This is a genomic window from Roseovarius sp. D22-M7 (genome assembly GCF_037083785.1).
GTDB lineage: Bacteria > Pseudomonadota > Alphaproteobacteria > Rhodobacterales > Rhodobacteraceae > Roseovarius.
In genome coordinates, this window is the sequence record NZ_JBAPKY010000026.1 from 25987 (window position 1) to 51638 (window position 25652).

A 25652-nucleotide genomic window follows, 5' to 3' on the forward strand; every position below is an offset into this window, starting at 1 on the left:
CCCGTGGGGTCCACCCTTTATCCAACGTAATTCCAATGCCTTGACAGAAGGGTTCCACCCTTTCCAGCCATGCGGTGCGCAGCCGGGCGGACCGGTTCGGACGTCGCGAGGGCTGGCGAAATGGCTGCAGAACCGGGGGCAACAACTCCCTCAATCCGGTTCCAGACACCCGTGCTCACCTGTCATCGCCATTCCCTGCGTATCGCCGCTGCGACCCATCCGTCGCGCGTCGTGCATGCGCATCTGCGCAGGGGGCGGCCATGAGCGCACGGGACTGGCAAGCCTTCGACGCCGAGCTGCGCGCACGGGTGCAAGACCTTGCGGTCGAGCTGTTGGGCCAGCCGAGTTCAAAGATCGGCCAGGAATGGCGCTGGGGTCGCAAGGGCAGCCTTGCAATCATCATAAGCGGGCCGAAGGCGGGCATGTGGTTCGACCATGAGGAAGGTCACGGTGGCTGGTTCTCCGATCTTGTCGGCCACAACCTTGGTATGGCCCGCGACGCCGCAAACGACTGGATCAGCGATCGCATCGGCCTCGCCCACGGCCCGCGGCGCCAGAGCGCCAGGTCAAAGGCCACGCCGGCCAATAGGCCTGCGGATCCACGGAAGGTCCGAAAGACCGAAGAGACCACCCCGCCACTCTATCCTGCCGAAGAGGCCGCCGCACGCGCCGCGCGGATCTGGGCATCGGCACGCCCTGCTGCACCCGATCATCCCTATCTCATGGCCAAACAGGCCGCCTCGCTTGCACTGCGCGTGGATACCCGCGGCCATCTGGTCGTGCCGCTGCAGGACGCGGATGGCCGGCTGCACAGCCTGGAGACAATCGCTCCGGACGGTACCAAGTGCTTTCTCGCGGGTGGCGCCAAGCGCGGGCATTTCGCCGTAGTGGGCCTCGACCCTGCGCCGCTCGCCGATCCTACCGGTCCGATCCTGATCTGCGAAGGCTGGGCCACCGGCGCGAGCCTGCACATCGCCACGGGCGATACCGTCATCGCCGCGATGGATGCGGGCAACCTTCGCCCCGTGGCCGAGACGCTGCGCGCGCGGTTCGCGCAGGCCGATCTCGTTCTTGTCGCCGACAATGACCTCAAGCCCGAGCGCGACACCAACCCGGGGGTGGAGGCCGCACGCAAGGCCGCGGTCGCCGTTGATGCCCGCCTGGCCGTGCCCGATGCCGCTGGCGACGCCAATGACCTCTTCTGCCACGAGGGGCCGGAGGCGGTCGCGGCGCTTATCACCGGCGCTGCCAAGATCCCTCCGCCGCCGCCGACCTATCCGGCACCGACGCTCACACCAGACGAAGCCCGCGCCACGCTTTCCGAGGCGATCCGCGACTTCATGGCGGACGTCCCGGAGTACTGGACAGCGGTCGAGGCGGCCCGTGAAGCCGCGAAGGACGAGGCAGAAACCTGCGATGCGCTGGATTTCAACACCGTGGCGCGCACCGCCTTTCCGCCGCTGCTCGGCCTGCCGGTCGATGTGGGGCTCGGCAAGACATCACGCGCCCGAGTTGCCATTGCCGATCTGATCGGTTCAGGCGGACTCGGTGGGCGCAGGGTGATCTATGCCGTGCCGCGCCATGATCTGGGCACCGAGCAGGTCGCGGCCTTCGAGGAATTGGGTCTCCGCGTGATGCTCTGGAAGGGCCGCACCGCGCCCGATCCCACACCCGAAAACCCCGAGCAACTCATGTGCCTCGATCCCGAAGCAACATTCGATGCGCTCGAGATCGAGCATCCGGTCGAGCAAAGCTGCTGCAAGGTCAAGCGCGGGGAAGAGGTGCACCTTTGCGCGCAGTTTCATGCCTGCGGCTACCAGCGGCAGAAACCGCAGGCACAGGCGGCGCAGGTCATCGTCTGCGCGCATGACAGCCTCTTTCACATGAAACCGGAGGCGATCGCCACGGTCGGGCTGCTCGTTATCGACGAAGCCTTCTGGCAATCGGGCCTGCGCGGCCTCGATGGCAAGGCCACGCTTACCCAGGACGGTCTGGAGCCGGGGCGAACCTCGCTCGCCTGCTACGACGGTAAAGGTAAGACAGACGTGAGCGCTACCGCCGATCTTGTCGACGCCCGCACCCGGCTCTGGAAGGCGCTGCAGGTCGCAGAGCCCGGCCCGCTGCGTCATGGTTTGCTGGAAGCCGTGGGGCTGACGCCCGAGGATTGCCGCAACGCCGCCACGCTCGAACGCCGCCGGATGCGCGATGCGGGGATCCTGCCCGGCATGTCGCCCGCCCAACGTCGCAAGCTTGTCGATGCCGTACTGCCCGCGTCCGGCGAGCCCTGGGCTCCGCCCGGGCGCTGCGCCACGCTCTGGCTGATCCTCGCCGAGGCGCTGGAGAATGGCCATGATGCCGCCGGGGCCGAGCTCGTCCATGAGCGGACCGACAATGGATCCGTCCGGGCGCTGAAGCTGCGCTGGCGCGCCCGGATGCGCGCGGGCTGGGCCGCCGAGGCACCGATCCTGCATCTCGACGCCACGCTGCGGGCCGAGCTTGTCCAGACCTACCTGCCGCGCATGGACACCGGCACGTCTGTCGCCGCGCGCCAGCCTCATGTCCGCATCCGCCAGGTGACCGGCAGCCCCACCTCGGCACGGGCGTTGACGCCCGGATCCAATGCGCCCGCGCGAGACCGCAAGGCCGCCGTGACCCGGCTGCGCGACCTGCGCGCCTGGATCTCCTTGCGCGCGCGACAGTGCCACCGCGCGGGAGCAAGCGTGGATCTGCTCGTGATCGGTCAGAAAGCCACGATTGATGCAATTCGCGCCGCGGGCCTGCCACCGCGGGCCGAGGCTGTGCATTTCAACGCGCTGAGCGGTCTCGATCGCTGGGGCGAGATCGGCGGAATGATCATTCTGGGTCGCACGCTGCCTGCCCCGCGGACGGTCGAGTTGATCGCCACGGCGCTGACCGGTCGGGTGCCCGCGCCGAACCCGGACGATGCCGGCTGGTGGTATCCGATGAGCGAGCGGCGGATCCGGCTCGCAGGTGATCGGACGGCGCCATTGGCCATGGAAGCGCATGCCGATCCGATCGCCGAGGCGGTGCGCTGGAGCATCTGCGAGGGCGAGCTGATCCAGGCGATGGGCCGCGGCCGCGGTGTCAACCGCACCGCGCAGTCCATGCTTGAGATCGACCTGCTGACCGACGTGGTCCTGCCGGTCACCGTCGACGCGCTGGCGCCCTGGTCCGACCTCAAACCCACCCGACGCGATCTGATGGCGCTGTCGGGCATCGTCCTTGAGAACGCCGCCGACATGGCCGCGTGTTTTCCGGAGCTGTGGTCTTCGGCTGGGGCGGCACGGCAGGATCGCTCGAGGAGTGTGACAAACTGCTATTATAGGAACTTCTTTAATAGCCAAATGTCACACTCCTCTGTGGAGGTGACCTATCGCCCGTCGGGCCCCGGCCATCGTGCGCGTGTCGCCCGCGTCGACCTCGTCCGCATTCCCGATCCGGAAGCCTGGCTGACCAACCGCCTCGGACCGCTTGCGCAATGCAATATCGCAGCGCCGCTCGGCGAGCAAGCCGCACAGCATGCGGAGCTGGGCGGTCTGACCAGGCGCATGACCAGTAGCATGCAGGCCGTGCTCACCACCCGCCGCGCCGCGCTCGATGCGCTGTCTGCGCGGCTGGAGGCGGTCGCAGCAACCCATCCGCCATCACCCCCCAACCCCAGAGAGGAGAAATGATCATGAGTTTCGAAAGATTGCGCGTCTATGACGCCGGGCGTTTCCACGAGGTGGACCTGCCCGATTGGTACCATGAGGCCAATCGCCTGATCGAGGTGGAACGCATTGACTGGCACCGAGCCCTCGAACGCGTGCTCGATTGCGAGCACACGCTGCTGACCGAGGAGGGCCTGCTGGGCGGCGCGCTCGAAATTCGATTCTGGCCGAGCGAGATCCACGGCATCTTTATGCTGATCGAGACGCCGCTCTCCCTGGTCGAGCAGATCGTCGTCCCGAACCCCGCGGACTGGCTCCCGTTCCTCTCGCGCCACCTCGCGCCGCTCATCGCGGTCGCCAACCAGAGTTCCCTGATCGCGCTTCACGGCAGGATCGGCAACGCCTTCATCGCCTGGGCTCGCCACGGCAAGGGCAGCCACATCGGTCGCGAGACCGGCGAGAGCCGGATCGACCTCGACAACGACCGCGACCGTCGCCGGGCCCAGCAGGCCCGGGCTGCCATGGAACGCGAACGGCGGGAGGGGCGGACATGAGCCAGCATCGCCATATCGGTCTCGAACGCCGCGACGGCTACGACGTCGGCCGCGATCCGCGCGGCATGAGCGCGAATGAGTTGGAGCAGCTTGGCCACGCGCGCATGTCGCCGCTGCGGGCCCTGCGCCTGAACTGTCTCGACTGCTGCAACGGCTCGGCGCAGGAGGTCCGGCTCTGCACAGCGGTCGACTGCCCGAGCTGGCCATTCCGGATGGGCAAGAACCCGTGGCGGAGGAAGCTGGATCAGGAAGAGCGCGCTGCCTTGCGGGCTCGACTTGCCCCCAAGGATGCATCAGCGCCGACGGCTGCCCAGAAAACAGGGAGCGAAATCGACGCCTCGGCGTCGGATGGGGTGAGGGTGCCCAACGACATGGCCGACGATTTTTCTCCCACAGAAATGGACAACGACGAAGGAGGTGCATCATGACCGGGATGCGGTTCGCCCCGAAAGGTTACGGCGGCCACCGCGTTCGACGGGCTTACGCGGCTGCACTGCAGCCACGGTCCCATCTCACCCCCGAACAGGTCAGGCGCGACGGCTGGCACGAACAGCACATGCTGGCGGTCTCGCTCGATGATCATCGGCTGACATGGCCAGAGCGGGAACTGGTGCGGCAACTGGGCGAGCGTCTGTACGGCAAACTCCCCGCCGTCCGGGAGGTGCGCAATGACTGACTGGACCACGGGCCGCGTGCAGGACCGGCTGGAGCTCGCCGCGGATGTGTTCGCGCAACTGCCCGCGGTGAAGCCCACCGGGTATTTCAACGCGTGGCCCGAGTATTTCCACAGCTTCGCCGATCACGTGGGTCAGGAGCCCGAGATGAAACGTCCGCGGCCGAGCCCGCGCATGATCACCGAAGCCGACGAAGCCATGCTCTGGCTGCGCTGGCTGGAGCGTGACGACGCCCGGATCGTCTGGCTGCGCGCCAACCGCAAGCCGTGGAAGAAGATCACCTGGGAGATCGGGCTGAGCCGCCCGGCGGCCAACCGACACTGGCAATATGGCGTGGCCTTGATCACCTGGCGGCTCAACGGACGTGTGCCATCCGCCAAGCGATCACGGCGCTTCGTGATCGAGAACGCCGACCGGCTGTCAAGGAAAATCATCCTGTGAGGGAATTATCGGTGAGACATCCCAAGCCAAGACAAATTCGCTCTCAGGGCTTACATATTTCTTAGAATGGGGATTGTGCGGCTGGCGCAGGGCGCGCCGCACGTTCCCCGATCTTCCATCAGGATTGGCAATTCATGACGGCCATGCGTCCACTTGGCTTCCGTGATTATATCCGGAGCAACGGGTTCCACACTGTCTATCTCCTGAAACCCGTTCAGGGCGCACCGGTGAAGATCGGGATAAGCGAGGACCCCCTGCGACGGATCGCAACAATTCAGGCCAGTCACTTCGATGAACTCGTCTTCCATCGGTTCTGGTGGCTGCCAGGCCTGGCAGTCGCCGCACGGATCGAGAGCGCCTTCAAGAGCAGCTTTTCGCCCTACAACATTCGGGGCGAATGGTTCGACATGAAACCCCAGACGGCAGAGGAGCAGGTCGAGGCGGCAATCAAAGGCCTCAACATCTGGAGCTTGACGCAATCGGAGATGGAATGCCTCTTCGAGGACTGGATGTACAAGAAATGGGACCTGCCCCGACACGCGCCGTCACCAATCGCAGGAACACCCCCGCGCAAGGACGAGCCATGGCAGCGGCCACCGAAGCGCGCACGCGAGCCGTACAAGCCGCAGTGCCCTTGGGGGCATCGAAAGCCGTCAGCTTGAACTGGCCTGCACCGCTGGATTCCGGGGTCCACCCGGAGTCCGGTTCGGGGTCCAGACGGGGTCCAAAGGGGAGACAGTTCGAAACCGGGCAACCGCCCACCGCTTGACCGGAAAAACTGTCTCCGCCGACCCGTAAGCCGTTGATTTTACGGTTCCTTTTCGTGCACCTCGTATGCTGGGGGGCGCAGCGCGCAATTTCGCCAGCGACAGGGCCGTTTTTTTGGGAGTCCACCCCGGTCGGAGTCCACCCGCGGCACGCTGAAAGCCTCGTAATTTCAAACACCTGAATGGCCGCCCGGGGTGGATACCCCGCGGATGTCGGAGTCCACCCGGACGCCGCTGGACACCACCGCGGAGTCCACCCCGGCCAATGCCGATCGATCACCGACAGGAACCTGCATGACCTTGGCGCACAACATGGCGGCACCTTCGGGTATCGCATTGCCGCGCGCGACGGAAAGAAAACGTGGCACCCGCGTACGATCCTGTATCGAGTGTGGAAAGATCGAGCAGGTGAGAGCCGATAATGCGGCACAGCGATGCCGCAGCTGCTCGAGCCGTGCCTCTGCTGCGGAACGGTTTGGGAGACCAACCGTCAAGCCGAACTACGAAACCTGCCAGCATTGCCGATGCAGCTTTGTATCATCACCGAGCAACCGGCAGAAGTACTGCAGCCTCGGCTGCCTACGTGCCGCCAAATCGGTCGAGCGAACATGCGCGACCTGCGGGGGCTCGTTTCGCATCGCCAGGTCGGTCCTGTCGGATCGCACGAACTCCAGCGGGCGGTTCTGCTCGCGGTCCTGCTACGAGCGCCATCTGTGCCGGACGCCGCGGATCCGCGGGCGCGGCTCGCGATGGAAAACGATCCGCAAGGCTGCGCTCCGGCAGACGCCATTCTGCGCCTTCTGCGGAAGGACCAGGCACCTTCAGGTGCACCACATCATCCCGTTCCGCCTCACGCGAGACAACACGCCGACCAACCTGATCCCGCTCTGCCGCGCCTGCCACAAGCGCGTGGAGAGCGTGTTCCACGATGTCGAGGCGGTCGACCCGCCGCTGCCCGTCACCAAGCTCGTCCTGTTCTGCAGCATCCATGCGCGCCGGACGGTGACCCTGCACCTGCTCAAGAGTTCCGCCCATGCCGACCAACGCGCTGCAGCTTGAACAATGGCCCATCGGCCGCCTCGTCGAATACGAGCGCAACCCGCGCAAGAACGACGATGTGGTCGACCGGATGGCGCAGGCCATCGTGGAATTCGGCTTCCGCATCCCGATCGTCGCGCGCAGCGACGGGCTGGTGGTCGACGGGCACCTGCGGCTGAAGGCGGCCCGGCTGCTCGGTCTCGACACCGTGCCGGTGGTCCTCGCCGACGAGTTGTCAGAGACGCAGATCAAGGCGTTCCGTCTGCTGGCCAACCAGTCGACGAACTGGGCGGAGTGGGATGAACTGCTCCTCTCGGCCGAGCTGCAGGAGCTGCTGGCCGACGACTACGACCTGTCGCTGGTCGGCTTCTCCGACGGCGAACTCGACAAGCTGCTGGCGTTCGATCCGGAGGCGGGTGGTGAAGAAGAGGGTGGCGCCGGGGGCTCCGTGCCCCCGGTGACCATCCCGGAGCCGCCACGCAACCCGGCGTCGCGCACGGGTGATCTGTGGATCCTCGGCGATCATCGGCTGCTGTGTGGCGACAGCACCAGCGAGACGGACGTCCGCCGCCTGATGAATGGCGAGCGGGCGATCCTGTTCGCGACCGATCCGCCCTATCTGGTGGATTACGACGGTTCGAACCATCCGACGCGGAACAAGGATTGGAGCCAGAGCTACGGCACCACCTGGGACGACAGCAGCCAGGGCGCGGAACTCTACGACGGCTTCATCGCCGCCGCTGTGGCCGAAGCGATCACCGAGGACGCCGCCTGGTATTGCTGGCACGCGTCGCGCCGCCAGGCGATGCTCGAGGCCTGCTGGGAAAAGGCCGGGGCCTTCGTGCATCAGCAGATCATCTGGGTGAAGGACCGCGGGGTGCTAACCCGGTCGCATTACCTCTGGAAGCACGAGCCCTGCTTCATGGGCTGGCGTCGTCCGAACCGCCCGCCGAAGATCGCAGAGCAGACGCTGCCCTCGACCTGGGAGATGCCCAGTTTCACGAAGGATGAGCGGCCCGACCACCCAACGCCGAAACCGCTCGATGCATTCGGCATCCCCATGCGCCAGCACGTGGCCCGCGGCGGTGTTTGCTACGAGCCGTTCGCTGGTTCCGGGTCTCAGATCATGGCGGGCGAGATCAATGGCCGCCGCGTCTTCGCGATGGAGATCAGCCCCGCCTATATCGATGTCGCCGTCGAACGCTGGCAGGCCGAGACCGGAAAGGACGCAATCCTTGACGGCGATGGCAGGACCTTCGGGGATGTGAAGGCTGAGCGGCTGGGTGAAATCCCCGCTGCACCGGCGGAAACCAGCGCCGCCTGATCAGGCGTAAAAGCGAACGCCGCTGATCGCGATGTCGGCATGGAACGCGCGCCCGATGGCAACAATGCCGATACGGCGGATCGTGGATCGGTCGAGCGGCGCGTCGATCCGGTGCGCCTCGAACCCGGCGAAGGGCAGCCGCACCGTCCGCCACTCCGGCCTTGCGATGAAACTCTGACGGTAGGACTGCCAAGGGCGGGCCACGTCCGCTGTGCGCAGGTGCAGATTGTAGGTCTCGTCATTGCCGATGACGTCGATCTCGATACCCGCCCAGTTGCTGGCATCCACGGGCGAGCCATCGGGTGCAAGGTCCAGCGCGATCTGGAGAAACCCGCCATTGTTCTTGAGGCTGACGTCTCCTTGCAAATGGATCGCTTCGCGGTCGCGAACGACCTCGCGGCGCATCGTACCGCTCGAAACCCCGCCCATGACGCGGTCGGCGATCATTTCCCAAGCTGCCCCATGGCTTGCGCGCGGATGCGGTTGGCTCAGATCATCGATTACATTGCTCGTTGCGGCCACGCTTCGGCTCCATCCCAGCCCCGCCACGATCATCGCGGCCGGCACGACCAGGGCTTTGCGCCTGTTTATCATCGTGCCCCCAAATTCCCTATCGCGCCCAGTCTCATCAGCCAACAGTTTACAGGAAATGATGTGAAACAGTCGCGCACCATGTCGATGGTCGAGGCGGCGGCAAACGTTTTCGTCGGCTACGTTTTGGCCATCGCCACGCAGATTGTGGTTTTCCCGTGGTTCGGGATCGAGACGGGGCTCGCGGAGCATATGACCATCGGGCTCGTATTCGTCGGCGTGTCGCTGGCGCGGGGTTACCTGCTGCGGCGGCTGTTCGAGGCGCTGCGTTAGCGGTTGGTCCTCTGACGATGCGCATGCTACCGCTGCTCCGACACGCAGCATCGGAGGCGAAGGATGAGAAAGCCAGCGACGGTAAAGGCACTTGAGGAACTTGGTCGGGTGCGTCTGTCGAAAACATTCTTCATGCGCGACTTCCTCTACAGCGAGATCGGGAACTTTCACGGTATACCCAACATCCCCGAGGATCCCGAACTGGCCATCACCGTTGGGAAGAAACTTTGCGAAGAGTTGCTCGAGCCTCTCCAGGATGAATTCGGCCGCATCGCCGTGCGCTCTGCCTACCGCTCCTGCGAGGTGAATGGCTTTGGTGCCGAGCGGCAGAAGGCGGGCAAGTCCGGCTACACCTGTGCATCGAACGCGTCGAACTACGCGGGGCACATATGGGATCGACGAGATTCGGAAGGACACACTGGCGCGACTGCCTGCGTGGTCGTGCCGTGGTTCGCCGATCGCTTTGAGTCGGGCGCGGACTGGCGGTCGCTGGCGTGGTGGATCCACGATCACCTGCCTTACAGCACGCTCTACTTCTTCCCGAAGCTCTGCGCTTTCAACATCAATTGGTCGGGTGCACCTGAGCGTCGGATCGATAGCTACATCAACCCGAAAGGCTGCCTGACCAAGCCCGGGATGCCAAATCAGGACGAGGATCACGCGGCATGGTACATGGACTTTCCAAGCCGCAGTTGAATTCGGACGGGCTGCGCAACCGCCGAGACATTCGTCCCGGCGGTCGTGTTCGCAGTTGGCTTCAGCAAGTGATATTGTAGACGCGGCCTCGTCCGTCGACTTTCTCGGAGGTGATGGTCAGTCCGAGCTTCTTTTTCAGCGCGCCTGACATCGAACCGCGGATGGTGTGACTTCTCCAGCCAGTGATGTCCGCGATCTCTTCGATGGTTGCACCGTCCGGGCGGGACAGCATATCGATCATCACCTGCTGCTTGGTGCCGCTGCGACGTTTGACAGGCTCGGGCGCAGTCGCGGTTTCGGCCCGAACCGCCTCGCTCGTTTCGTCCGCGATCCCGAGCGCCGTGTAGGCCAGCGGCGTCGCGCGCAGGGTGATGGGTCCGCGCTCTTCGTCGTGACGCCAGACAGTGTTGAGGTCGGTCGCTTCGATTTCCTCGATGAGCCCGCGGTTCAACAGGCTCTTGCAGACATTGCCGACGGCGCCGCCCTTGAGGGTGGTGGTGACGGGGAACACGGCGCCGTCGTCGCGCGCGCAGGCGGTGGACAGGATGACGGACTGGGCGTCGGACAGCTGGATCTGGGTCATGGATGATCTCCGGTTTCGGCTCGTGCGACATGCAGGAGCTTCTACCGGGTGAAGCCCGCCATCGAGGCGGGCCGTCCTTGGTCAGGGTCCGAAGGTGTTACCCGGCGTATTCGCCCTCGCCAAAGGCGCTGTCGGTGATGCGCTTGAGCAGCCCGTTGTAGTGGTCGAGCGTGCCGACCATGGCCCAGCCCACCTCGTCGGGATGGCAGTTGAAGTGGTCGTCGCTGAGCGCCTGCAGGCGGGCGAGCCGTTCGTCGATTTCGGCCTTCTTCGCGATGAAGGCGTTCAGCGCGGCCTCCTTGTTCCTGTGTGCCTTTTCGGCGCGCAGCTGGTGGCGGGGCGTGGTTTGCGAGTTCAGGCTGGTCATGGCGTGGCTCCGTGGTGAGTTGCATCGTTCTTGTGCAATCAGAATCGCTCCGACGGGCTGGAAAGTGTAGGCAAATCAGAGCAATATGATGGCTTTCTGCACCGGTGACGATCAGATCAGACCCATCCCGGCCAGCACCGTGGCGGCGGCGGCGAGCTTGTCGGTCGGCAGTTCGATCTTGTAATGACTGAACAGATCCGACGCCTCGGCGGTGATGCCGACCTCACGCAGCGCAGCCTCTATCGCCTCGGCGACAGCGTCAGGAGTCGTGTGGCTCAATGGCGCGGGCAGGGCGTCGTGATCGATGCGAATGGTCGTGATGGCGGTCATGCGGTGTCTCCGTCCTGCTGTTCGATCATGGCAAGGATCACGCAAGCCATCCCGCCGAGGAATTCGCTGCGGCGAAACACGATCTCGTCGATCTCGTTCGCGGTGGTGATGGTGGGCTCGACGGCCAGTCTGTCGGCCATGTGGGGCAGCAGGCGGGCGGCTTCAGCGTTGTAGCGGTCTGCGATGGTCATCCTGGTCTCCGATCCGGGTCTGTTGGCTTGATCCCAGAATCGCTCCGGTGCGGGGTGCAATCAACGGAAATCGCCGCAATTCCATTGCTTTATGTCGCGCGAGGGTGAGCCATGCAGGGCCTGAGCGAACGCCACTATGCCGCGCGCGTGGGCCTGTCGCGCGGGGCGATCCAGAAGGCCAAGGATGCCGGTCGGCTGGTGCTCCACTCTGATGGCAGCATCGACGCGGAGGCGTCGGACACGCGCCGCACCGAGACGACCGACCCGTCGAAATCCCGCGCCGCGCCCAAAGCGTCCGCGACCGGCAAACCCAAGCTGAAGCCGGTGCCCGAGGCCGCGGTCTCTGCGGTGGGGGATACGCTCAAGGAGCAGGGAATGGCCGCGCCAGCCGTCGGCGGCGGCACGACCTTCCTGCAGGCCAAGACCGCGAACGAGGTGCTCAAGGCGCAGGAACGCCGCATCCGGCTGCAAAAACTCAAGGGCGACCTGGTCGACAAGGCGCGCGCGGAAACGCTGATCTTTCGGCTGGCGCGCGAGGAACGCGATGCCTGGGTGATCTGGCCCGCGCGGGTGGCCGCGCTCATGGCCTCGGAACTGGCAGCCACCCTCGGCGAGGGGATCACGGTGGAGGCGGCGGTGATGCAGAAGGTTCTGGAAGCCCATGTCCGCGCCCAGCTCGATAGCCTCGCCGAGATCCGCAGCGGCCTTGGATGAGGATGTCGCTGGGTTCGACGGTGCCAGGGACCTGCTGCGCGCCTGGTCGCGGGGCCTGCGGCCCGACCCGGACCTGACCGTGTCGCAATGGGCCGACCGGCATCGCTGGCTGTCGTCGCGCGCGAGCGCCGAGCCGGGGCGCTACAAGACCGCGCGCACGCCCTATATGCGCGAAATCATGGATGCGCTCTCGCCGGTCAGCCCGGTGCAGCGGGTGGTGTTCATGAAAGCCGCGCAGGTGGGTGCGACGGAAGCGGGCAACTGCTTCATCGGCTTCGTGATGCATCACGCGCCAGGGCCGATGCTGGCGGTCCAGCCGACGGTGGAACTGGCCAAGCGCAACTCGCGCCAGCGGATCGATCCGCTGATCGAGGAAAGCCCGGAACTGCGGGAGCGGATCAAGCCCGCGCGCTCACGCGACGCGGGCAACACCATGCTGTCCAAGGAGTTCGCGGGCGGTATCCTGATCATGACCGGCGCCAATTCGGCTGTGGGGTTGCGCTCGACCCCGGCACGGTACCTGTTTCTCGACGAGGTCGATGCCTATCCGGCCTCGGCCGACGAGGAAGGCGATCCGGTCAGCCTGGCCGAAGCGCGCTCGCTGACCTTCGCGCATCGGCGCAAGGCGCTGTTGATCTCGACGCCCACCATCCGCGGGCTGAGCCGGATCGAGCGGGAGTTCGAGGCCAGCGACCAGCGCCGTTATCATGTGCCATGCCCGCATTGCGGTCATGTGCAATGGCTGCGGTTCGAACGGCTGCGATGGGACAAGGGCCAGCCGGACACGGCGGAATACCACTGCGAGGGCTGCGACGCGGCCATTGCCGAGCACCACAAGACGGCGATGCTGGCGGCGGGCCACTGGCGCGCGACGGCAGAGGCGGAAGACCCGCACACGGTGGGCTATCACCTCTCGGCGCTCTACTCGCCGATCGGCTGGCTCAGCTGGGCGCGGATCGCGCGGGCCTGGGAGGCGGCACAGGGCAATGACGAGGCGATGCGGGCGTTCCGCAACACGATCCTCGGCGAGACGTGGTTCGAAACGGGCGAGGCGCCGGACTGGCAGCGGCTGGCCGAGCGGCGCGAAGAGTGGAAAGCGGGCACCGTGCCGGCCGGCGGGCTGTTCCTCACCGCGGGCGCGGATGTGCAAAAGGACCGGATCGAGATCGATGTCTGGGCCTGGGGCCGCGGGCTCGAAAGCTGGCTGGTCGATCACGTCGTCATCGAGGGCGGCCCCGGCGATCCGGAGTGCTGGCAGACACTGACGGACCTGCTGGGCCGGACATGGGCGCATGCCAGCGGGCAGCACCTGACCATTTTGAGGCTGGCCATCGACACGGGCTATGAGACCAGCGCCGTCTACGGCTGGGCGCGGCAGGTCGGATTCGCGCAGGTCGCCCCGGTCAAGGGGCTCGAGGGGTTCAACCGCGCCAGCCCGGTGACGGGCCCGACCTATGTCGACGCCACCATCGCCGGCAAGCGGCTGCGCCGCGGCGCGCGGCTCTGGTCCGTGGCGACCTCGACCTTCAAGGCCGAGACCTACCGCTTCCTGCGGCAGGAGCGGCCCACACCCGAGGAGATCACCGCCGGTGCCGCGTTTCCGGCTGGAACGGTGCATCTGCCGACATGGGCCGATGGCGAATGGCTCAAGCAGCTGACCGCCGAGCAGCTGGTCACCGTGAAGGGCAAGCGCGGCTTCTCGAAGCTCGAATGGCAGAAGCTGCGCGAGCGCAACGAGGCGCTGGACTGCCGCGTCTATGCGCGGGCGGCCGCCTGGATTGCCGGCGCGGATCGCTGGTCGGAGGCCCGCTGGCAGGATCTGGAGCGGTCTCTGGCGGTCGAACTGGACGGACCGGATGGGGATGCGGCCGCGAAATCCCTGCCACGCCCCTCGTCGCGGCGGCGGACGATGCGGTCGAGTTACATGGGGTGACCCGCCTGGATCAGTGCAGGCAGCACTTCTTGAACTTCTTGCCGCTGCCACAGGGACAGGGGTCGTTACGTCCGACTGGCGGCGTCTCGTGCATGAATGTCTCGGCCGAGGGAGCCGAGCGGAGGACGTGTCTGGCCTTTTGCTTTTTCAGCTCGGCGAAATACGCATCGGAATAGCCGTGCCATCTCGACAATTCGTCGATGGCGTCCGTGATGAGAGGTTTCTGGTATCGGCGATTTGCTGGCGCGCCGTCCGCATCTTGCGTGGCTTGCAGGTCTTCGAGGAAGTGGCTGAAATCGCAGTAATCAGGCGGGATCAGTTTCTTTTCGAACGCCGCGCGCACCTCCTCGGTCATGTCTTCGAGCCCGAGATTGGCGATGGCGTCCATCCAGCCGATCAGCACCTCCAGGGGGAGATCCTCGGGGTGGCGGCTGCGGAATGTCCGGACATAGTCTTCGATCGTCGCGCGGCGATCGGGGTACAGTTGCGCGATCAGCACCAGGGCGTCCATCAGCGCGGCGCGCGAAAACTCGTAGGCCTTCGGGTCTTCGATCGCCTCAAACAGGGGCTGCAGATCACCATCGAATGTCCCGGCAATCACGCGAAAGCTCGTCTCTGTGAGAGCATCGCCCAGAATAGCCTCCGGATTTTCGGAAGGCTGACGCAGCAATCGGAGCAGGGGGCGATAGGCACGCGGCTCGCGAAACTCGCCGAGCATGTGAAACACCGGTATCAGCGCCGTCATATCGTCATCCCGCATCTCGGGGAGGTCCTGAGTAGCAAGGCGGGTGACCAGATCGACGAAGATCGGGGCCATGGTGTCGCGGTCTTCGCGGGCTGCGGCCATGGCCGCCCTGGGGAACATGTCGTCGCGCGCAAGGTCATGCATGATCTCGGACGGGGTCATGGAATCGCTCCTCATCATCAGCTGTCCAACCGATTGCAACATCTTGTGCGAACAGGTCAATCCGAATGGCGACACTCACGGACTTCCGCGCACGCCGCGACGCGCTTTCGGCACAGCGTTCGTCTGGCGTGGCACGCGTCAGCTATGACGGCAAGACCGTAGACTATCGCAGCGTGGCCGAGATCGACCGGGCGATCGAGGCGCTGGACCGCGAGATCGCGGCTCTCGAGGGGCGGCGCATCGTGCGCCATGTGCGCGTGACGACAGCGAAGGGGCTGTGATCCATGGGGCTGTTCGACCGGTTTCGCCGCCAGCCCCATGCTGGCCCGGCTGGCGTGCGCGCGCGTCTCGAAGGCGCGATGTCCAAGCGCCGGTTGCGGGGCTGGAACCCGCCGCTGGAGAATATCAACACGCTGGTCGCCTCGGGTGGCCCGAAGCTGCTGGCCCGGGCCCGCGAGCTGGTGGTCACCAACGGCTACGCGGCCAATGCCTGCGAGGCTTTCGCGGCGAATGTGGTGGGCGACGGGATCAAGCCCTCGTCGTTGATCGAGGACGGTGATCTGCGGGATCAGGTCCAGAGGCTCTGGCTTGCCTGGACGGACGAGGCCGATGCCGAGGGGCTGACGGATTTCTACGGGCTGCAGGCCATGGTCGCGCGAGAGATGTTCGTGGCGGGCGAGTGCTTCGTCCGGATGCGGCCGCGCCGGGCCGAGGATGGTCTGCTGGTGCCGATGCAGATGCAGCTGCTGCAGTCCGAGATGCTGCCCTTCGAGAAGACGGGCACGGCCGCCAATGGAAACCGCATCCGCTGCGGGGTCGAGTTCGATGCGATCGGGCGGCGCGTCGCCTATCATTTCCGGCGCACCCATCCCGGCGACAGCACCGATCAGCGCGTGGCGGTGCCGGAAACGGTGCGCGTGCCGGCCGAGGATGTGCTGCACATCTACCGCCCGCTCGACGCGGGGCAGATCCGCGGCCTGCCGCATGTGGCCCCGGCCATGGTGCGGCTGTTCCTTCTGGATCAGTATGACGACGCAGAACTGGATCGCAAGAAGACCGCGGCGATGTTCGCGGGCTTCATCACCAAGACCGCGCCGGAAGACCCGATGATGGGCGAGAACGAGGCCGATCTGGATGGCGCCGCCATCGCCAGCCTCGAGCCCGGCACGATGCAGGTGCTGCTGCCCGGCGAGGATGTGAAGTTCTCGAGCCCCGCGGATGTCGGTGGCGGCTACGAGGCGTTCCAGTACCGCACGCTGCTCGCGGTCTCGGCCTCGCTGGGGCTGCCCTATCATCTGGTCACCGGGGATGTTCGGCAGGCCAACTATTCGTCCTTGCGTGCGGAACTCGTGGAGTTCCGCCGGCGCGTGCAGCAGCTGCAGCATGGGGTGATCGCGCATCAGCTCTGCCGTCCCGTCTGGCGACGCTGGCTGGAGACCGCGCAGCTGGCGGGCCGGCTGGAGCTGCCGGATCCGGCGGCCGCCCGCATGGTGCAGTGGATCCCGCCCCGCTGGGACTGGGTCGATCCTCTGAAGGACATCCAGGCGCAGGTGCTGGCGATGGAGGCCGGGATCACATCCCGGCGCAAGGTCGTCGAGGCCACCGGCTACGATGTCGAGGAAGTCGATCGCGAGAACGCGGTGGACACGGCGCGCGCCGAGGGCCTCGGCCTGCGCTACCGCACCAGCCCGGGCGAGACACAAGGAGCGCGTGCGACGCCGGCCACGCGGCCGGGTCCGGGCGACGGCGCGGACAGTTCTGACGAACAGGAGTAAAACCATGAACAGCTGGTACACGATCCGCGCCCGGGACAGCGGCGCGGAGGTGCTGATCTATGACGAGATCGGCGCCTATGGCGTTTCGGCCAAGGGGTTTCTGGCCGAACTGGGCGCGCTGCCCGATGACGCGCCGATCGATCTGCGGCTCAACAGCCCCGGCGGCTCGGTCTTCGATGCCGTCGCAATCCACAACGCGCTGAGCCGTCATGCCGGCACGGTCACCGTCTGGATCGACGGGATTGCGGCGTCGGCGGCAAGCTACATCGCCATGGCCGGCGACGAGATCGTCATGCCGGAAAACGCCTTCCTGATGATCCATGACCCAAGCGGTCTGGTCATGGGCACGGCTACGGACATGCGCGACATGGCCGGAACGCTGGACAAGATCGGGGCCAGCATGCTGCGCGGCTACGCGGCCAGATCCGGCAAGCCCGAGGCGGAGATCGCCGCATTCCTAGCCGCCGAGACGTGGTTCGATGCGGCCGAGGCGCTGGAGGCCGGGCTTGCCACGCGCCTGGCCGAGCCCGTGCGCATCGCCGCCGCCTTCGACATCGGCCGGTTCCGCAATGCGCCGCCCGAACTGGTCGAGGCGGTGGATGCCGTCGCGCCGGACGAAGACGCAGCAACAGGGCCCGACATCGTTGGAGGCGAGTACGATGTTGCGCCGCCGACCGATCCTGCACCGCATCCTGGAAGCGAGGCTGCTGGTGTTGCAGGTGACACCACCCCCTCCGACATCCCCGCAGCCGAGGATCCCGGCAGCATTGTTGCAGCCGCCAACAATGCTCCGGAGCAGACCGACGCCACCGCGATCCGGGCCGAGGCCATCGCGCATGCGCGCGCCGTGGTGGATCTCTGCCGCCTCGCGGGCCAGCCGCAGATGGCCGGACGGTTCCTCGAGGAAGAGGCCAGCCTCGATGCCGTGCGTGCCAGCCTGCTGGATGCGCGCGCCGAGGCCGCGCCGCAGATCACCCCGCATCACCCGCAACCCGGGCGCAGCGAGACCACGCGCCCCTGGGGCGATGTCATCGCCCGGGCCTTCAAGCTGAAAGGATGAGTTTCCATGGCCACGCTCACTGAAGACAGACACGCCGGTGGCTTCCTGACCTGGGAAGTGCTGCGCGATTTCACCCGCGAGACCGTCACCATCGCCTCGGGCGCGGGCAAGCTCGCGCCCGGCACCGTGCTGGGCAGGATCACGACGGGCGGCAAATACACGGGCCTTGCGCCCGCTGCCACCAATGGCAGCCAGAACGCCATCGGCATCCTTTGGGGCGCGGTCGACGCCACCGATACCGATGGCCACGCTGTGGTGCTGGTGCGCGGCCCGGCGATCGTCAACCGCCACGAGATCGGCTGGCCCGACGGCGCCACCGAGGCGCAGATCACCACGGCCACCACGGCGCTGGCCGCGCTCGGCATCCTCCTGCGCTGATCCTGAGCGCAACTCCCCAATCACATCCAGACCAGAAGGAGGCACGCTGTGGCCACCATGGACATTTTTGAGGGCGATGCCTTCTCCATCATCGAGCTGACCCGCGCGCTCGAGAACATCCCCTACAAGCCCGCGATCCTGTCGGGCGCGGGCCTCTTCAGCAGTCGCGGCGTGCGCTCGCGGACCGTGATGATCGAGAGCCGCGACGGCACGCTGTCGCTGATCCCGTTCTCGGAACGCGGTTCGGCCTATGAGAGCCAGATCCCCGAGCGCCGCGACATGCGCGCCTTCGTCTGCCGGCAGTTCAAGAAGCAGGACGTGCTCTGGGCCTCGGAAATCCAGTCCATCCGCGACTTCGGCTCGGAAACGGCGGTCCAGCAGGTCCAGACCGAGGTGGCACGCAAGCTGGGCCGCCTGCGCAACGATGCCGAGGCCACTTTCGAGTTTCACCTCTTCAACGGCATCCAGGGCGTGGTGAAGGACCCGCGCGACGGCGCCACGGTGATCGACTATCACGCCGAGTTCGGCATCGCCCCGGCCGCCGAGATCGACTTCGATCTGGACAATGCCACCCCGGGCTCGGGCGCGCTGCGCAAGCGCTGCCAGGCGCTGATCGAAAGCGTCGAGGACACGCTGGGCGGGCTGGCCGCGGGTCAGGTGCAGCTGCGCGCCGAATGCGGCTCGGCGTTCTTCGCCGATCTCGTGGCCCACAAGGAAGTGCGCGAGACGTACCTGAACACCGCCGCGGCGGCCGATCTGCGCGGCCGTGTGGGCGAGGAGGTCAGCTTCGGCGGCATCACCTTCCGCCGCTACCGGGGCGGGCTGGGCTTCGGCGTGCCCACCGACAAGGCGTATTTCTATCCCGAAGGCGTCGAGGGGCTGTTCGAGATCTACTACGCCCCGGCCGACACGTTCGAGACGGTCAATACCGTCGGCCTGCCGCTCTATGCGCGGATGATCCCGGACCGCGACCGCGATGAATGGGTGCGTCTCGAGATCGAGAGCAACCTGCTGCCGATCTGCACCCGGCCGCAGGTGCTGCGCAGCGCGCGGCGGACGTGATGACGGCCGTCGCCATGGCGCTTGACGCGCTGTTCACAGATGGCAATGTCGGGCGCGATGCCGTCTACACCCCCGAGGGTGGCGTGCCCGTTCTTGTCCGCGTGGTCACTCGCCGCGCGGATGACATTACCGGCTTTGGCGACGCGCGCATCTGGTCGGAGACCACCCGTGTGGATCTGCGCGTCGCGGAAGTCCCGACGCCGCGTCCCAGCGACCGCATCGAGATAGATGGAGAGGCTTTCCTCATACAGGGCGAGCCGGTGCGCGATCGCGAGCGGCTGGTCTGGACTGTGGATCTGAGGCCGGCATGAAGTTCAGGCTCGACGTCACCCCGGATCTGGCGACCATGATGGCCGCCGAGATCAAGGCGGGCGAAAAGGCCGTGTCAGCGGCCACGCGCGAGGCCGGGACCAGCCTCAAGACCGCCTGGCGCGCTCAGATCACCGGCGCGGGGCTGGGGCCGCGGCTCGCCCGCACCATCCGCTCGGCGCAATATCCCAAGGGCCAGCCCAGCCTGAACGCCGCCGCGCTGGTCTGGTCGAAGGCACCGGACATAGTCAGCGCGCACGACACCGGCCCGCTGATTCGCTCGAAGACCGGGTTCTGGCTGACGATCCCGTTGCCCGCTGCCGGGCGCGGCCGGCGGGGCGGCAAGATCACCCCCGGCGAATGGGAGCGTCGTCGCGGTCTGCGCCTGCGCTTTGTCTACCGCCGCCGCGGCCCGAGCCTGCTCGTGGCCGACGGGCGTCTGAATAACCGGGGTCTCGGCGTGGCCTCACGATCGAAGACAGGACGTGGCCGCGCCACAGTGCCGATCTTCCTGCTGGTGCCGCAGGTCAAGCTGCCGAAGCGGCTGGATCTCGATCGTGACGCCGAGCGCGCGCTCGACAGCGTGCCGGGACTGATCGTGGCGAACTGGGTGGAGGGGCGGCAAACCTGAGAACGCCATTTCCGCATTCATGCCGCGTGGGAATCTAGGACGCGCGTCAGGACGGCTGTCGCATGCTCGAAGTTCCGCCGTTGATCGCGCATTTCGTAGGCCCACTTGATCCCATGAAAGAGGTTATTTCGCAGCCGAAAGACGATGATTAGCAAGGCTGTGACGATCTCGGTCGGTGCGGCTTCACATCCCAACAGAACAGCTTCCACGCGTTCCCGTTTGTCGTTTTTTCGAAAATGCAGGCTTTCAAACTTGTGATTGATCTGACCGTCTGACACGTACCTCTGTTGGAAATACGCCAGAGCATCTCCGAAGGGCTCAGCCGAACCGAAGTTCTCTGCGTTTTTGTCAACAAATTGCACGATGGCGGTTGTGTTTGCATTCGTCGAAAGAGCCCGCGCCTCGAAGACACTCCAGACGATAGAGAAGCCAGCCACCGCCGATCGCTCGACGTTCGAGAGTTCTTGGTAGCCAGGTTGAGTTCGTTCAAGCCAATCTTCCGCGAGCATCGCACATCCAACTCTTTGATCCCTATATGCACACAATAGCGAAGCGCCAAGGTTTCTCAAATCGATGCCCACCTCCCGCGAAGCCATCCTCGCCGCGCTGCACGCGCGGCTCTCAGCGCTGCTGCCCGCCACCGCCCTCCGCGGCGACGTGCTGCCAGAGCGCGTCCCGGCTGACGGCCTCCTGATCCTGCGCGACGGCGAGCCGGGGGAGCCTGAGGTGACGTTGTCGCCGCTCGCTTATCACTATCAGCACCGCGCAGAGATCGAGGCGGTTGTCCAGGGTGACGACCGTGACACCGCCTTCGACACGCTGACCGCCAGCATCGGCGCAGCACTCGCCGCCGCTCGTACGCTAGGCGGGCTCTGCGACTGGGTCGAGGCGGAGGCGCCGCGGCCGGTTGATCTGCCAGTCGAAGGAGCGGCGAGCCTGAAGGCCGCCGTGATCCCTGTGGTGCTGCACTATTCCACGGCCGACCCGCTGGCCTGACCCAACCGACCACAGGAGAATACTATGGCACGAGCCCAGGGGGCGCGGGCGCAGATGGCGCTTGCGTTCGAGACGACCTATGGAACGCCGCCCGCCAGCGGTTTCACCCGTATGCCTTTCGCCAGCACCTCGCTCGGGGCCGACCAGCCGCTGCTGAACTCGGAGTTGCTCGGCTACGGCCGCGATCCGTTGCCGCCGATCAAGGATGCGGTGACCTCGGATGGTGATGTCGTGGTGCCGATCGACGCACAGGCGGTCGGCTTCTGGCTGAAGGCCGCCTTCGGTCAGCCCACGACCACCGGCACAGGCCCCTGGACCCACGAGTTCCAGTCGGGGTCCTGGACGCTGCCCAGCATGTCGATCGAGACCGGCATGCCGGAGGTGCCGCGTTATGCGATGTATTCCGGCTGCGTGCTCGACCAGATCAGCTGGCAGATGCAGCGCTCGGGGCTGCTGACCGCGACGGCGCGGCTGGTGGCGCAGGGCGAGACGGTCGGCACGACCACCAGCGCCGGAACGCTGGCCGCGNCGCGACGGCGCGGCTGGTGGCGCAGGGCGAGACGGTCGGCACGACCACCAGCGCCGGAACGCTGGCCGCGCTGGAGTTGAAGCGGTTCGGGCATTTCAACGGAGCAATCACCCGCAATGGGACCGCGCTCGGCAACATCGTCTCGGCCGAGACCACCTATGCCAACAATCTCGACCGGGTGGAAACCATCCGGCCGGACGGCCGCATCGACGGGGCCGACCCGAGCATCGCCGCGCTGACGGGCCGGGTCGAGGTGCGCTTCGCCGACCAGGTGCTGGTCAATCAGGCGATCAATGGCGATCCCTGCGAGCTTGAGTTCGGCTATACGTTGCCCTCCGGAGAAAGCCTTTCTCTGATCGCGCATGCCGTCTACTTGCCGCGCCCACGCATCGAGATTTCCGGACCGCAAGGCGTGCAGGCGACCTTCGACTGGCAGGCCGCCCGCGACAGCTTGGTCGGCCGGATGTGCACCGCCACCCTGATCAACGACATTGAGGAATACTGATGCTGACACTCGACCTGACGAACGCACCCCGCTGGTATGACCTTGCCCCCGGCGTCCGGGTGCAACTCCGCCCGCTGACCACCGCGCTGATGGTGGCCACCCGCAGCGACCCGGCTGTGGAGGCGGTCCCCGAGGACGCCGGTGACGAGGAGCGCGCCGTCGCCTTCGCCAGTGCGCTGGCGCGCCGCGCGGTGCTGGCGTGGGAGGGTGTGGGAGATGCCGAGGGCAACCCTATCGCACCCAGCCCCGAGGCCATCGACGCGCTCCTCGACGTCTGGCCCATCTTCGAGGCTTTCCAGCTGACCTACGTCTCCAAAGGCCTGCTGCTGGAGCAGGAAAAAAACGGCTCCGCGCTCTCGCCGAGTGGTCCTTCGGCGGGGGCGATCGATACTGCGAGGGCTGCGAACCCGGCGAAGCCTACCCGCAAGCGTGCCAGGACTGCCCCGCGGTCCAAAACCAGCCGCTGACGTTCGAGGGCACGCAGGTCTGGGACCTTGTCGGCCGCCTCGGTGGCCAGCTGCGCGTGCTACCCGGTGCGGTGATCGGCTGGGACATGACCGCCGCGCTGTCTCTCGGGACAGCCCTCGGTGTCCAACCGCTGGCCATGGCCGAGCTGCTGCCCGTCCTCGAGGCGGTGATGGTGGTCAAGTTGAACGAGCAACTGGAAACGAATGGCGACCCGCACGTCAGTCCTTGATCTTCTCGATCAGGGTGACGCCGGGCAGTCCGTCAAAATGTGCATCACAGGTCAGCAAGGCCGCGCCCTGTGCACGGGCGGTCGCGAATATGATGGCATCTGCGGTCGCCAGCTTGTGGGCGCTGCACACCTCCGCCGCCGCCAGCGCGATCTCGGTGTCGAGCGGGATGACAGTGCAGACCTGTGTGAAGGCGATCACCTGGTCTGCCTTGTCCTCGCCGACCTCGCGCGTCAGCCATTTGGCCAGTTCCAGCTGAACCATGGTCGGGACCAGCCAGTCGGCCTGTTCAGGCAGGTGCGGCGCAAGCTTGTCGCCCGTGGGCGATGCGACCAGCCATTCGATCCAGGCCGATGTGTCGACGAGGACCATCAGACCCGATCGGTGCGGTCGCGATAGCCGGTCGGCGCGGCGCCACGCGCAAGGCCCTTCAGCGCCTCTCGCTTCGGCACCGGCACGAGCAGGACGCCCGTCCCTTTCGGGATGAACGCGAAGGTCAGCCCGGCCTCCCAGTGCTGCGCCGTGCGGATCGCCTTGGGGATGGAGATCTGGAACTTCGAGGACAGGGTCGCAGTCTCGGCCATGCTCATACTTTCACTTTATCGATGCGCCAAACGTAAGACAGGCGCACTGGCAATTCAAGGATCATGCCATGGCCGAGAAACGGGTTAGCGTCCGCCTCGCGGCGACGGGCGGGCGACAGGTGCGCGCCGAGCTCGAGGGCGTGGGCGAGGCCGGCAAGCGCGGCTTCGGGCGGCTCAGCCAGGAAATGGAGGCAGCGAACCGGCGGCTGGCCGGCTTTGCGCGCCGGGTGCGTGTGGCGTCAGCCGCCGCCGTTGCAGCCGCGACGGCGGCGGGCGTCGCCATGGTGCGCTCCGGTCTGCAAACCGTCGATGCGCAGGCCAAGTTGGCGCAATCGCTGGGGACCACGGTCGCCTCGATCCAGACGCTGGAGCGCGCGGGCGAACTGGCCGGCGTGGCCATGTCCGGCATCGAGCAGGCCACGAAGGACCTGACGCGCCGCCTCAGCCAGGCGGCCGCCGGTTCCGGTCCTGCCGCCGACGCGCTGGACCGGTTGGGCTTGTCTGCCACCGATCTGATCGCCCTGCCGCTGGATCAGCGGGTGGGTGCGATCAACGCCGCCATTGAAGACTTCGTGCCGGCCGCCGAGCGCGCGGCTGTCGCGGGCCAGCTCTTCGGCGAGGAAGGCTCCATCGCCATGGCGCGGATCGACAGCGCCACGCTGCGCCAGGCGACGCAGGATGTGCGGGATTTCGGCGTCGTGGTGTCCGAGCAGGACGCCGCCCGGATCGAACGGACCAATGACGCCATTTCACGCCTTGGGCTGGTCTGGCGCGGGCTCTCGAACCAGCTGGCCGTCGCCGCGGCCCCTGCGCTGGAAGCGGTCGCCGAGGCCATGGCCGCCGTGGCGCGCACCACCGGCCCGCTGGGCCAGGCCATCCAGGGGCTGTTTGCCAACCTCGGACGGCTCGCCAGTATCGCAGGGAGCTTTGCCGCCTTCCTGGCCGGGCGCTGGGTGGCCGGCATGGCCGCCGCCGCGCTCTCCGTGCGCGGGCTTGCCACGGCGCTGGTCGTTCTGCGCGGGGCGCTGATCCGGACCGGCATCGGCGCGCTCGTCGTCGGCGCGGGGGAGCTGATCTACCAGTTCACCCGCCTGGTGGCGGCGACCGGCGGCATCGGCGCGGCGCTCGGTCTGCTGAAGGACGTGGCCGCGGAGGCCTGGGACCGGATCGCGCTGCGCGCCGGCGCCGCCTGGGCGCGCGTGGAGGCCGGCTGGGCCGCTGCGCAGGCCAGCATTTATGACGCTCTGCAGGGCGCGACGGAAGCTGTGGTCGGCTGGGCGGGCAGCACGGTCGCGACCTTCTCCGGCGCCTTTGACGCCGTGAAGGCAATCTGGGGCGCGCTGCCGGAGGCCATCGGGGACTTCGCCTTCGGCGCCGCCAATGCCCTGATCGACGGCGTCGAGTCGATGTTCAACGGCGTGGTGGCGCGGATCAACCGCTTCATCACCCGGCTGAATGCGGCGCTCTCCAATCTGCCTGACTGGGCGACCGGCGAAGGTGGCCTCTCCATCGGCACGCTGGACCCGGTCGAGCTGGGCGGGGTCGAGAACCCCTTCGCTGGCGCCGCGGCCGCGGTCGGCGATGCTGCCGGCGACGCCTTCCGCGCTGCCATGGGCCGCACCTATGTGAAGGCGCCGGAGCTTTTCGGCGGGATGGCTGCCGACGCCCGAGGGCGCGCCGATGGCTACAGTGAGGCCGCCGGGATGCTGTCCGACGCAGCAAGCCGTCCCATGACCGCCTGGCAGGCGCTGCGGGATGTGGTCAGAGGCACAGAACGGGACAGCGCGGCGGCACTGGAGGAGACGGCCGTCGCCGCCGACGGGGTTACCACGGCGCTGGACGAGAGCGCCGGAGCCGCCCGCACCGCCGGGTCCGCCACCCAGACTGCCGCCGACCAAGCGAGTTCGGGCTGGCAGGCGGCGTCCGACGTGCTGGCGCGTTATGCGCAATCGGCCATGAACACCGGCCAGCAGATCGGGGCGGCGCTCGGGCGGGCCTTCAAGGGCGCCGAAGATGCGCTGGTGGCGTTTGTCACGAAGGGCCGGATGGATTTTCGCGCGCTGGCCGACAGCAT

General features: G+C 66.7%; 33 protein-coding genes and 1 pseudogene. 24 read left to right on the forward strand and 10 right to left on the reverse strand.

The genetic code is table 11. The features are described from left to right. The first annotated feature begins 260 nt into the window (after positions 1-260). The 6 genes from V8324_RS12650 (at position 261) to V8324_RS12675 (ending at position 6002) form a co-directional block, all read left to right on the forward strand. Complete coding sequence (locus tag V8324_RS12650; RefSeq protein WP_336420291.1) at positions 261-3695, forward strand: toprim domain-containing protein; 3435 nt, start codon at positions 261-263, stop codon at positions 3693-3695. Between the two features lie 2 nt (positions 3696-3697). Beyond that, entirely contained in the window at positions 3698-4225 is a 528-nt protein-coding gene (locus V8324_RS12655) for a hypothetical protein (protein ID WP_336420292.1), read from the forward strand. After that, positions 4222-4653 carry a hypothetical protein gene (locus V8324_RS12660; protein ID WP_336420293.1) on the forward strand — a complete coding sequence of 144 codons (432 nt, stop codon included), beginning with the start codon at positions 4222-4224 and terminating at the stop codon, positions 4651-4653. Before V8324_RS12655 ends, V8324_RS12660 begins: the two co-directional genes overlap by 4 nt. Further along, positions 4650-4901 carry a hypothetical protein gene (locus V8324_RS12665; RefSeq protein WP_442970531.1) on the forward strand — a complete coding sequence of 84 codons (252 nt, stop codon included), beginning with the start codon at positions 4650-4652 and terminating at the stop codon, positions 4899-4901. The genes V8324_RS12660 and V8324_RS12665 overlap by 4 nt, the downstream gene beginning before the upstream one ends. Continuing rightward, a complete protein-coding gene (locus V8324_RS12670) occupies positions 4894-5340 on the forward strand; it encodes a DUF6362 family protein (RefSeq protein WP_336420294.1) in 447 nt (148 codons plus the stop codon). Before V8324_RS12665 ends, V8324_RS12670 begins: the two co-directional genes overlap by 8 nt. Positions 5341-5474: 134 nt before the next feature. After that, positions 5475-6002, forward strand: coding sequence for a GIY-YIG nuclease family protein (locus V8324_RS12675; protein ID WP_336420295.1), 528 nt, complete (start codon positions 5475-5477; stop codon positions 6000-6002). 275 nt (positions 6003-6277) lie between these two features. Here V8324_RS12675 and V8324_RS12680 read toward each other — a convergent pair whose 3' ends face one another. Next, positions 6278-6475, reverse strand: coding sequence for a hypothetical protein (locus V8324_RS12680; protein WP_336420323.1), 198 nt, complete (start codon positions 6473-6475; stop codon positions 6278-6280). On the opposite strand from V8324_RS12680, the gene V8324_RS12685 reads away from it, so the two are divergent. After that, complete coding sequence (locus V8324_RS12685; RefSeq protein ID WP_336420321.1) at positions 6420-7166, forward strand: HNH endonuclease; 747 nt, start codon at positions 6420-6422, stop codon at positions 7164-7166. The genes V8324_RS12680 and V8324_RS12685 overlap by 56 nt on opposite strands. Next, entirely contained in the window at positions 7141-8469 is a 1329-nt protein-coding gene (locus V8324_RS12690) for a DNA modification methylase (RefSeq protein ID WP_336420296.1), read from the forward strand. The genes V8324_RS12685 and V8324_RS12690 overlap by 26 nt, the downstream gene beginning before the upstream one ends. Here V8324_RS12690 and V8324_RS12695 read toward each other — a convergent pair whose 3' ends face one another. Next, the gene (locus tag V8324_RS12695) at positions 8470-9063 is read right to left on the reverse strand and encodes a CIA30 family protein (RefSeq protein ID WP_336420297.1); all 594 of its coding nucleotides are present in this window, start codon (positions 9061-9063) and stop codon (positions 8470-8472) included. A 60-nt stretch (positions 9064-9123) separates the two neighbouring features. On the opposite strand from V8324_RS12695, the gene V8324_RS12700 reads away from it, so the two are divergent. Beyond that, the gene (locus V8324_RS12700; RefSeq protein ID WP_336420298.1) at positions 9124-9333 is read left to right on the forward strand and encodes a DUF7220 family protein; all 210 of its coding nucleotides are present in this window, start codon (positions 9124-9126) and stop codon (positions 9331-9333) included. A 63-nt stretch (positions 9334-9396) separates the two neighbouring features. Continuing rightward, on the forward strand, positions 9397-10029 hold the full coding sequence (locus V8324_RS12705; protein ID WP_336420299.1) for a hypothetical protein: 633 nt from the start codon (positions 9397-9399) through the stop codon (positions 10027-10029). A gap of 61 nt (positions 10030-10090) precedes the next feature. Here V8324_RS12705 and V8324_RS12710 read toward each other — a convergent pair whose 3' ends face one another. From V8324_RS12710 to V8324_RS12725, 4 genes are all read right to left on the reverse strand, one after another. Further along, the gene (locus V8324_RS12710; RefSeq protein ID WP_336420300.1) at positions 10091-10612 is read right to left on the reverse strand and encodes a DUF3489 domain-containing protein; all 522 of its coding nucleotides are present in this window, start codon (positions 10610-10612) and stop codon (positions 10091-10093) included. Between the two features lie 97 nt (positions 10613-10709). Next, the gene (locus V8324_RS12715; RefSeq protein ID WP_336420301.1) at positions 10710-10979 is read right to left on the reverse strand and encodes a hypothetical protein; all 270 of its coding nucleotides are present in this window, start codon (positions 10977-10979) and stop codon (positions 10710-10712) included. Positions 10980-11090: 111 nt separating this feature from the next. Further along, entirely contained in the window at positions 11091-11309 is a 219-nt protein-coding gene (locus tag V8324_RS12720; protein ID WP_336420302.1) for a hypothetical protein, read from the reverse strand. Next, a complete protein-coding gene (locus V8324_RS12725) occupies positions 11306-11500 on the reverse strand; it encodes a hypothetical protein (RefSeq protein WP_336420303.1) in 195 nt (64 codons plus the stop codon). The genes V8324_RS12720 and V8324_RS12725 overlap by 4 nt, the downstream gene beginning before the upstream one ends. Positions 11501-11611: 111 nt before the next feature. On the opposite strand from V8324_RS12725, the gene V8324_RS12730 reads away from it, so the two are divergent. Together V8324_RS12730 and V8324_RS12735 are read left to right on the forward strand one after the other, a co-directional pair. Continuing rightward, on the forward strand, positions 11612-12214 hold the full coding sequence (locus V8324_RS12730; RefSeq protein ID WP_336420304.1) for a hypothetical protein: 603 nt from the start codon (positions 11612-11614) through the stop codon (positions 12212-12214). Beyond that, the gene (locus tag V8324_RS12735) at positions 12162-14147 is read left to right on the forward strand and encodes a phage terminase large subunit family protein (RefSeq protein WP_336420305.1); all 1986 of its coding nucleotides are present in this window, start codon (positions 12162-12164) and stop codon (positions 14145-14147) included. Before V8324_RS12730 ends, V8324_RS12735 begins: the two co-directional genes overlap by 53 nt. A gap of 10 nt (positions 14148-14157) precedes the next feature. Here V8324_RS12735 and V8324_RS12740 read toward each other — a convergent pair whose 3' ends face one another. Then, positions 14158-15054: a DUF1186 domain-containing protein gene (locus tag V8324_RS12740; protein ID WP_336420306.1), complete on the reverse strand. Its 897-nt coding sequence runs from the start codon at positions 15052-15054 to the stop codon at positions 14158-14160. A gap of 65 nt (positions 15055-15119) precedes the next feature. Between V8324_RS12740 and V8324_RS12745 the strand changes: the two genes are divergently transcribed. The 7 genes from V8324_RS12745 to V8324_RS12775 are packed head-to-tail and all read left to right on the forward strand — an operon-like array spanning position 15120 to position 20269. Further along, complete coding sequence (locus tag V8324_RS12745; RefSeq protein ID WP_336420307.1) at positions 15120-15335, forward strand: phage head-tail joining protein; 216 nt, start codon at positions 15120-15122, stop codon at positions 15333-15335. A gap of 3 nt (positions 15336-15338) precedes the next feature. Further along, complete coding sequence (locus V8324_RS12750) at positions 15339-16829, forward strand: phage portal protein (RefSeq protein ID WP_336420308.1); 1491 nt, start codon at positions 15339-15341, stop codon at positions 16827-16829. A 4-nt stretch (positions 16830-16833) separates the two neighbouring features. Next, positions 16834-17889 (forward strand): head maturation protease, ClpP-related, encoded by a 1056-nt coding sequence (locus V8324_RS12755; RefSeq protein WP_336420309.1) that lies wholly within the window; start codon positions 16834-16836, stop codon positions 17887-17889. 6 nt (positions 17890-17895) lie between these two features. Further along, positions 17896-18267: a head decoration protein gene (locus V8324_RS12760; protein WP_336420310.1), complete on the forward strand. Its 372-nt coding sequence runs from the start codon at positions 17896-17898 to the stop codon at positions 18265-18267. A gap of 57 nt (positions 18268-18324) precedes the next feature. After that, the gene (locus tag V8324_RS12765; RefSeq protein ID WP_336420322.1) at positions 18325-19329 is read left to right on the forward strand and encodes a major capsid protein; all 1005 of its coding nucleotides are present in this window, start codon (positions 18325-18327) and stop codon (positions 19327-19329) included. Next, positions 19329-19640, forward strand: a complete 312-nt coding sequence (locus V8324_RS12770) for a head-tail joining protein (protein ID WP_336420311.1) — start codon at positions 19329-19331, stop codon at positions 19638-19640. The genes V8324_RS12765 and V8324_RS12770 overlap by 1 nt, the downstream gene beginning before the upstream one ends. Continuing rightward, complete coding sequence (locus tag V8324_RS12775; protein ID WP_336420312.1) at positions 19637-20269, forward strand: DUF6441 family protein; 633 nt, start codon at positions 19637-19639, stop codon at positions 20267-20269. Before V8324_RS12770 ends, V8324_RS12775 begins: the two co-directional genes overlap by 4 nt. A gap of 17 nt (positions 20270-20286) precedes the next feature. Here the strand turns inward: V8324_RS12775 and V8324_RS12780 are convergent, their stop codons facing one another. Beyond that, entirely contained in the window at positions 20287-20778 is a 492-nt protein-coding gene (locus tag V8324_RS12780) for a hypothetical protein (protein WP_336420313.1), read from the reverse strand. 64 nt (positions 20779-20842) lie between these two features. Here V8324_RS12780 and V8324_RS12785 point away from each other — a divergent pair, with 64 nt between their 5' ends. From V8324_RS12785 to V8324_RS12800, 4 genes and pseudogenes are all read left to right on the forward strand, one after another. Continuing rightward, positions 20843-21265, forward strand: coding sequence for an acyl-CoA transferase (locus V8324_RS12785; RefSeq protein ID WP_336420314.1), 423 nt, complete (start codon positions 20843-20845; stop codon positions 21263-21265). A gap of 24 nt (positions 21266-21289) precedes the next feature. After that, positions 21290-22299, forward strand: a pseudogene (locus V8324_RS12790) (phage tail tube protein). Then, positions 22299-22766: a hypothetical protein gene (locus V8324_RS12795; protein ID WP_336420315.1), complete on the forward strand. Its 468-nt coding sequence runs from the start codon at positions 22299-22301 to the stop codon at positions 22764-22766. The pseudogene V8324_RS12790 and the gene V8324_RS12795 overlap by 1 nt, the downstream one beginning before the upstream one ends. A gap of 56 nt (positions 22767-22822) precedes the next feature. Further along, positions 22823-22996: a DUF7697 family protein gene (locus V8324_RS12800; RefSeq protein ID WP_336420316.1), complete on the forward strand. Its 174-nt coding sequence runs from the start codon at positions 22823-22825 to the stop codon at positions 22994-22996. Here V8324_RS12800 and V8324_RS12805 read toward each other — a convergent pair. Beyond that, entirely contained in the window at positions 22986-23366 is a 381-nt protein-coding gene (locus V8324_RS12805) for a type II toxin-antitoxin system VapC family toxin (RefSeq protein ID WP_336420317.1), read from the reverse strand. The genes V8324_RS12800 and V8324_RS12805 overlap by 11 nt on opposite strands. Beyond that, entirely contained in the window at positions 23366-23578 is a 213-nt protein-coding gene (locus V8324_RS12810; protein ID WP_336420318.1) for an AbrB/MazE/SpoVT family DNA-binding domain-containing protein, read from the reverse strand. The genes V8324_RS12805 and V8324_RS12810 overlap by 1 nt, the downstream gene beginning before the upstream one ends. A 68-nt stretch (positions 23579-23646) precedes the next feature. On the opposite strand from V8324_RS12810, the gene V8324_RS12815 reads away from it, so the two are divergent. Next, positions 23647-25652, forward strand: a 2006-nt coding sequence (locus V8324_RS12815) for a phage tail tape measure C-terminal domain-containing protein (protein ID WP_336420319.1), incomplete at its 3' end; no start/stop codon positions are given.

What these genes read in the sequence shown, in the direction of transcription:
- V8324_RS12650 (WP_336420291.1), top strand. Translation starts at nt 261, where the DNA reads ATGAGCGCACGGGACTGGCAAGCCTTCGACGCCGAGCTGCGCGCACGG.
- V8324_RS12655 (WP_336420292.1), top strand. Translation starts at nt 3,698, where the DNA reads ATGAGTTTCGAAAGATTGCGCGTCTATGACGCCGGGCGTTTCCACGAG.
- V8324_RS12660 (WP_336420293.1), top strand. Translation starts at nt 4,222, where the DNA reads ATGAGCCAGCATCGCCATATCGGTCTCGAACGCCGCGACGGCTACGAC.
- V8324_RS12665 (WP_442970531.1), top strand. Translation starts at nt 4,650, where the DNA reads ATGACCGGGATGCGGTTCGCCCCGAAAGGTTACGGCGGCCACCGCGTT.
- V8324_RS12670 (WP_336420294.1), top strand. Translation starts at nt 4,894, where the DNA reads ATGACTGACTGGACCACGGGCCGCGTGCAGGACCGGCTGGAGCTCGCC.
- V8324_RS12675 (WP_336420295.1), top strand. Translation starts at nt 5,475, where the DNA reads ATGACGGCCATGCGTCCACTTGGCTTCCGTGATTATATCCGGAGCAAC.
- V8324_RS12685 (WP_336420321.1), top strand. Translation starts at nt 6,420, where the DNA reads ATGGCGGCACCTTCGGGTATCGCATTGCCGCGCGCGACGGAAAGAAAA.
- V8324_RS12690 (WP_336420296.1), top strand. Translation starts at nt 7,141, where the DNA reads ATGCCGACCAACGCGCTGCAGCTTGAACAATGGCCCATCGGCCGCCTC.
- V8324_RS12695 (WP_336420297.1), bottom strand. Translation starts at nt 9,063, where the DNA reads ATGATAAACAGGCGCAAAGCCCTGGTCGTGCCGGCCGCGATGATCGTG.
- V8324_RS12705 (WP_336420299.1), top strand. Translation starts at nt 9,397, where the DNA reads ATGAGAAAGCCAGCGACGGTAAAGGCACTTGAGGAACTTGGTCGGGTG.
- V8324_RS12710 (WP_336420300.1), bottom strand. Translation starts at nt 10,612, where the DNA reads ATGACCCAGATCCAGCTGTCCGACGCCCAGTCCGTCATCCTGTCCACC.
- V8324_RS12715 (WP_336420301.1), bottom strand. Translation starts at nt 10,979, where the DNA reads ATGACCAGCCTGAACTCGCAAACCACGCCCCGCCACCAGCTGCGCGCC.
- V8324_RS12720 (WP_336420302.1), bottom strand. Translation starts at nt 11,309, where the DNA reads ATGACCGCCATCACGACCATTCGCATCGATCACGACGCCCTGCCCGCG.
- V8324_RS12725 (WP_336420303.1), bottom strand. Translation starts at nt 11,500, where the DNA reads ATGACCATCGCAGACCGCTACAACGCTGAAGCCGCCCGCCTGCTGCCC.
- V8324_RS12730 (WP_336420304.1), top strand. Translation starts at nt 11,612, where the DNA reads ATGCAGGGCCTGAGCGAACGCCACTATGCCGCGCGCGTGGGCCTGTCG.
- V8324_RS12735 (WP_336420305.1), top strand. Translation starts at nt 12,162, where the DNA reads ATGTCCGCGCCCAGCTCGATAGCCTCGCCGAGATCCGCAGCGGCCTTG.
- V8324_RS12740 (WP_336420306.1), bottom strand. Translation starts at nt 15,054, where the DNA reads ATGACCCCGTCCGAGATCATGCATGACCTTGCGCGCGACGACATGTTC.
- V8324_RS12745 (WP_336420307.1), top strand. Translation starts at nt 15,120, where the DNA reads ATGGCGACACTCACGGACTTCCGCGCACGCCGCGACGCGCTTTCGGCA.
- V8324_RS12750 (WP_336420308.1), top strand. Translation starts at nt 15,339, where the DNA reads ATGGGGCTGTTCGACCGGTTTCGCCGCCAGCCCCATGCTGGCCCGGCT.
- V8324_RS12755 (WP_336420309.1), top strand. Translation starts at nt 16,834, where the DNA reads ATGAACAGCTGGTACACGATCCGCGCCCGGGACAGCGGCGCGGAGGTG.
- V8324_RS12760 (WP_336420310.1), top strand. Translation starts at nt 17,896, where the DNA reads ATGGCCACGCTCACTGAAGACAGACACGCCGGTGGCTTCCTGACCTGG.
- V8324_RS12765 (WP_336420322.1), top strand. Translation starts at nt 18,325, where the DNA reads ATGGACATTTTTGAGGGCGATGCCTTCTCCATCATCGAGCTGACCCGC.
- V8324_RS12770 (WP_336420311.1), top strand. Translation starts at nt 19,329, where the DNA reads ATGACGGCCGTCGCCATGGCGCTTGACGCGCTGTTCACAGATGGCAAT.
- V8324_RS12775 (WP_336420312.1), top strand. Translation starts at nt 19,637, where the DNA reads ATGAAGTTCAGGCTCGACGTCACCCCGGATCTGGCGACCATGATGGCC.
- V8324_RS12780 (WP_336420313.1), bottom strand. Translation starts at nt 20,778, where the DNA reads ATGCTCGCGGAAGATTGGCTTGAACGAACTCAACCTGGCTACCAAGAA.
- V8324_RS12785 (WP_336420314.1), top strand. Translation starts at nt 20,843, where the DNA reads ATGCCCACCTCCCGCGAAGCCATCCTCGCCGCGCTGCACGCGCGGCTC.
- V8324_RS12795 (WP_336420315.1), top strand. Translation starts at nt 22,299, where the DNA reads ATGCTGACACTCGACCTGACGAACGCACCCCGCTGGTATGACCTTGCC.
- V8324_RS12805 (WP_336420317.1), bottom strand. Translation starts at nt 23,366, where the DNA reads ATGGTCCTCGTCGACACATCGGCCTGGATCGAATGGCTGGTCGCATCG.
- V8324_RS12810 (WP_336420318.1), bottom strand. Translation starts at nt 23,578, where the DNA reads ATGGCCGAGACTGCGACCCTGTCCTCGAAGTTCCAGATCTCCATCCCC.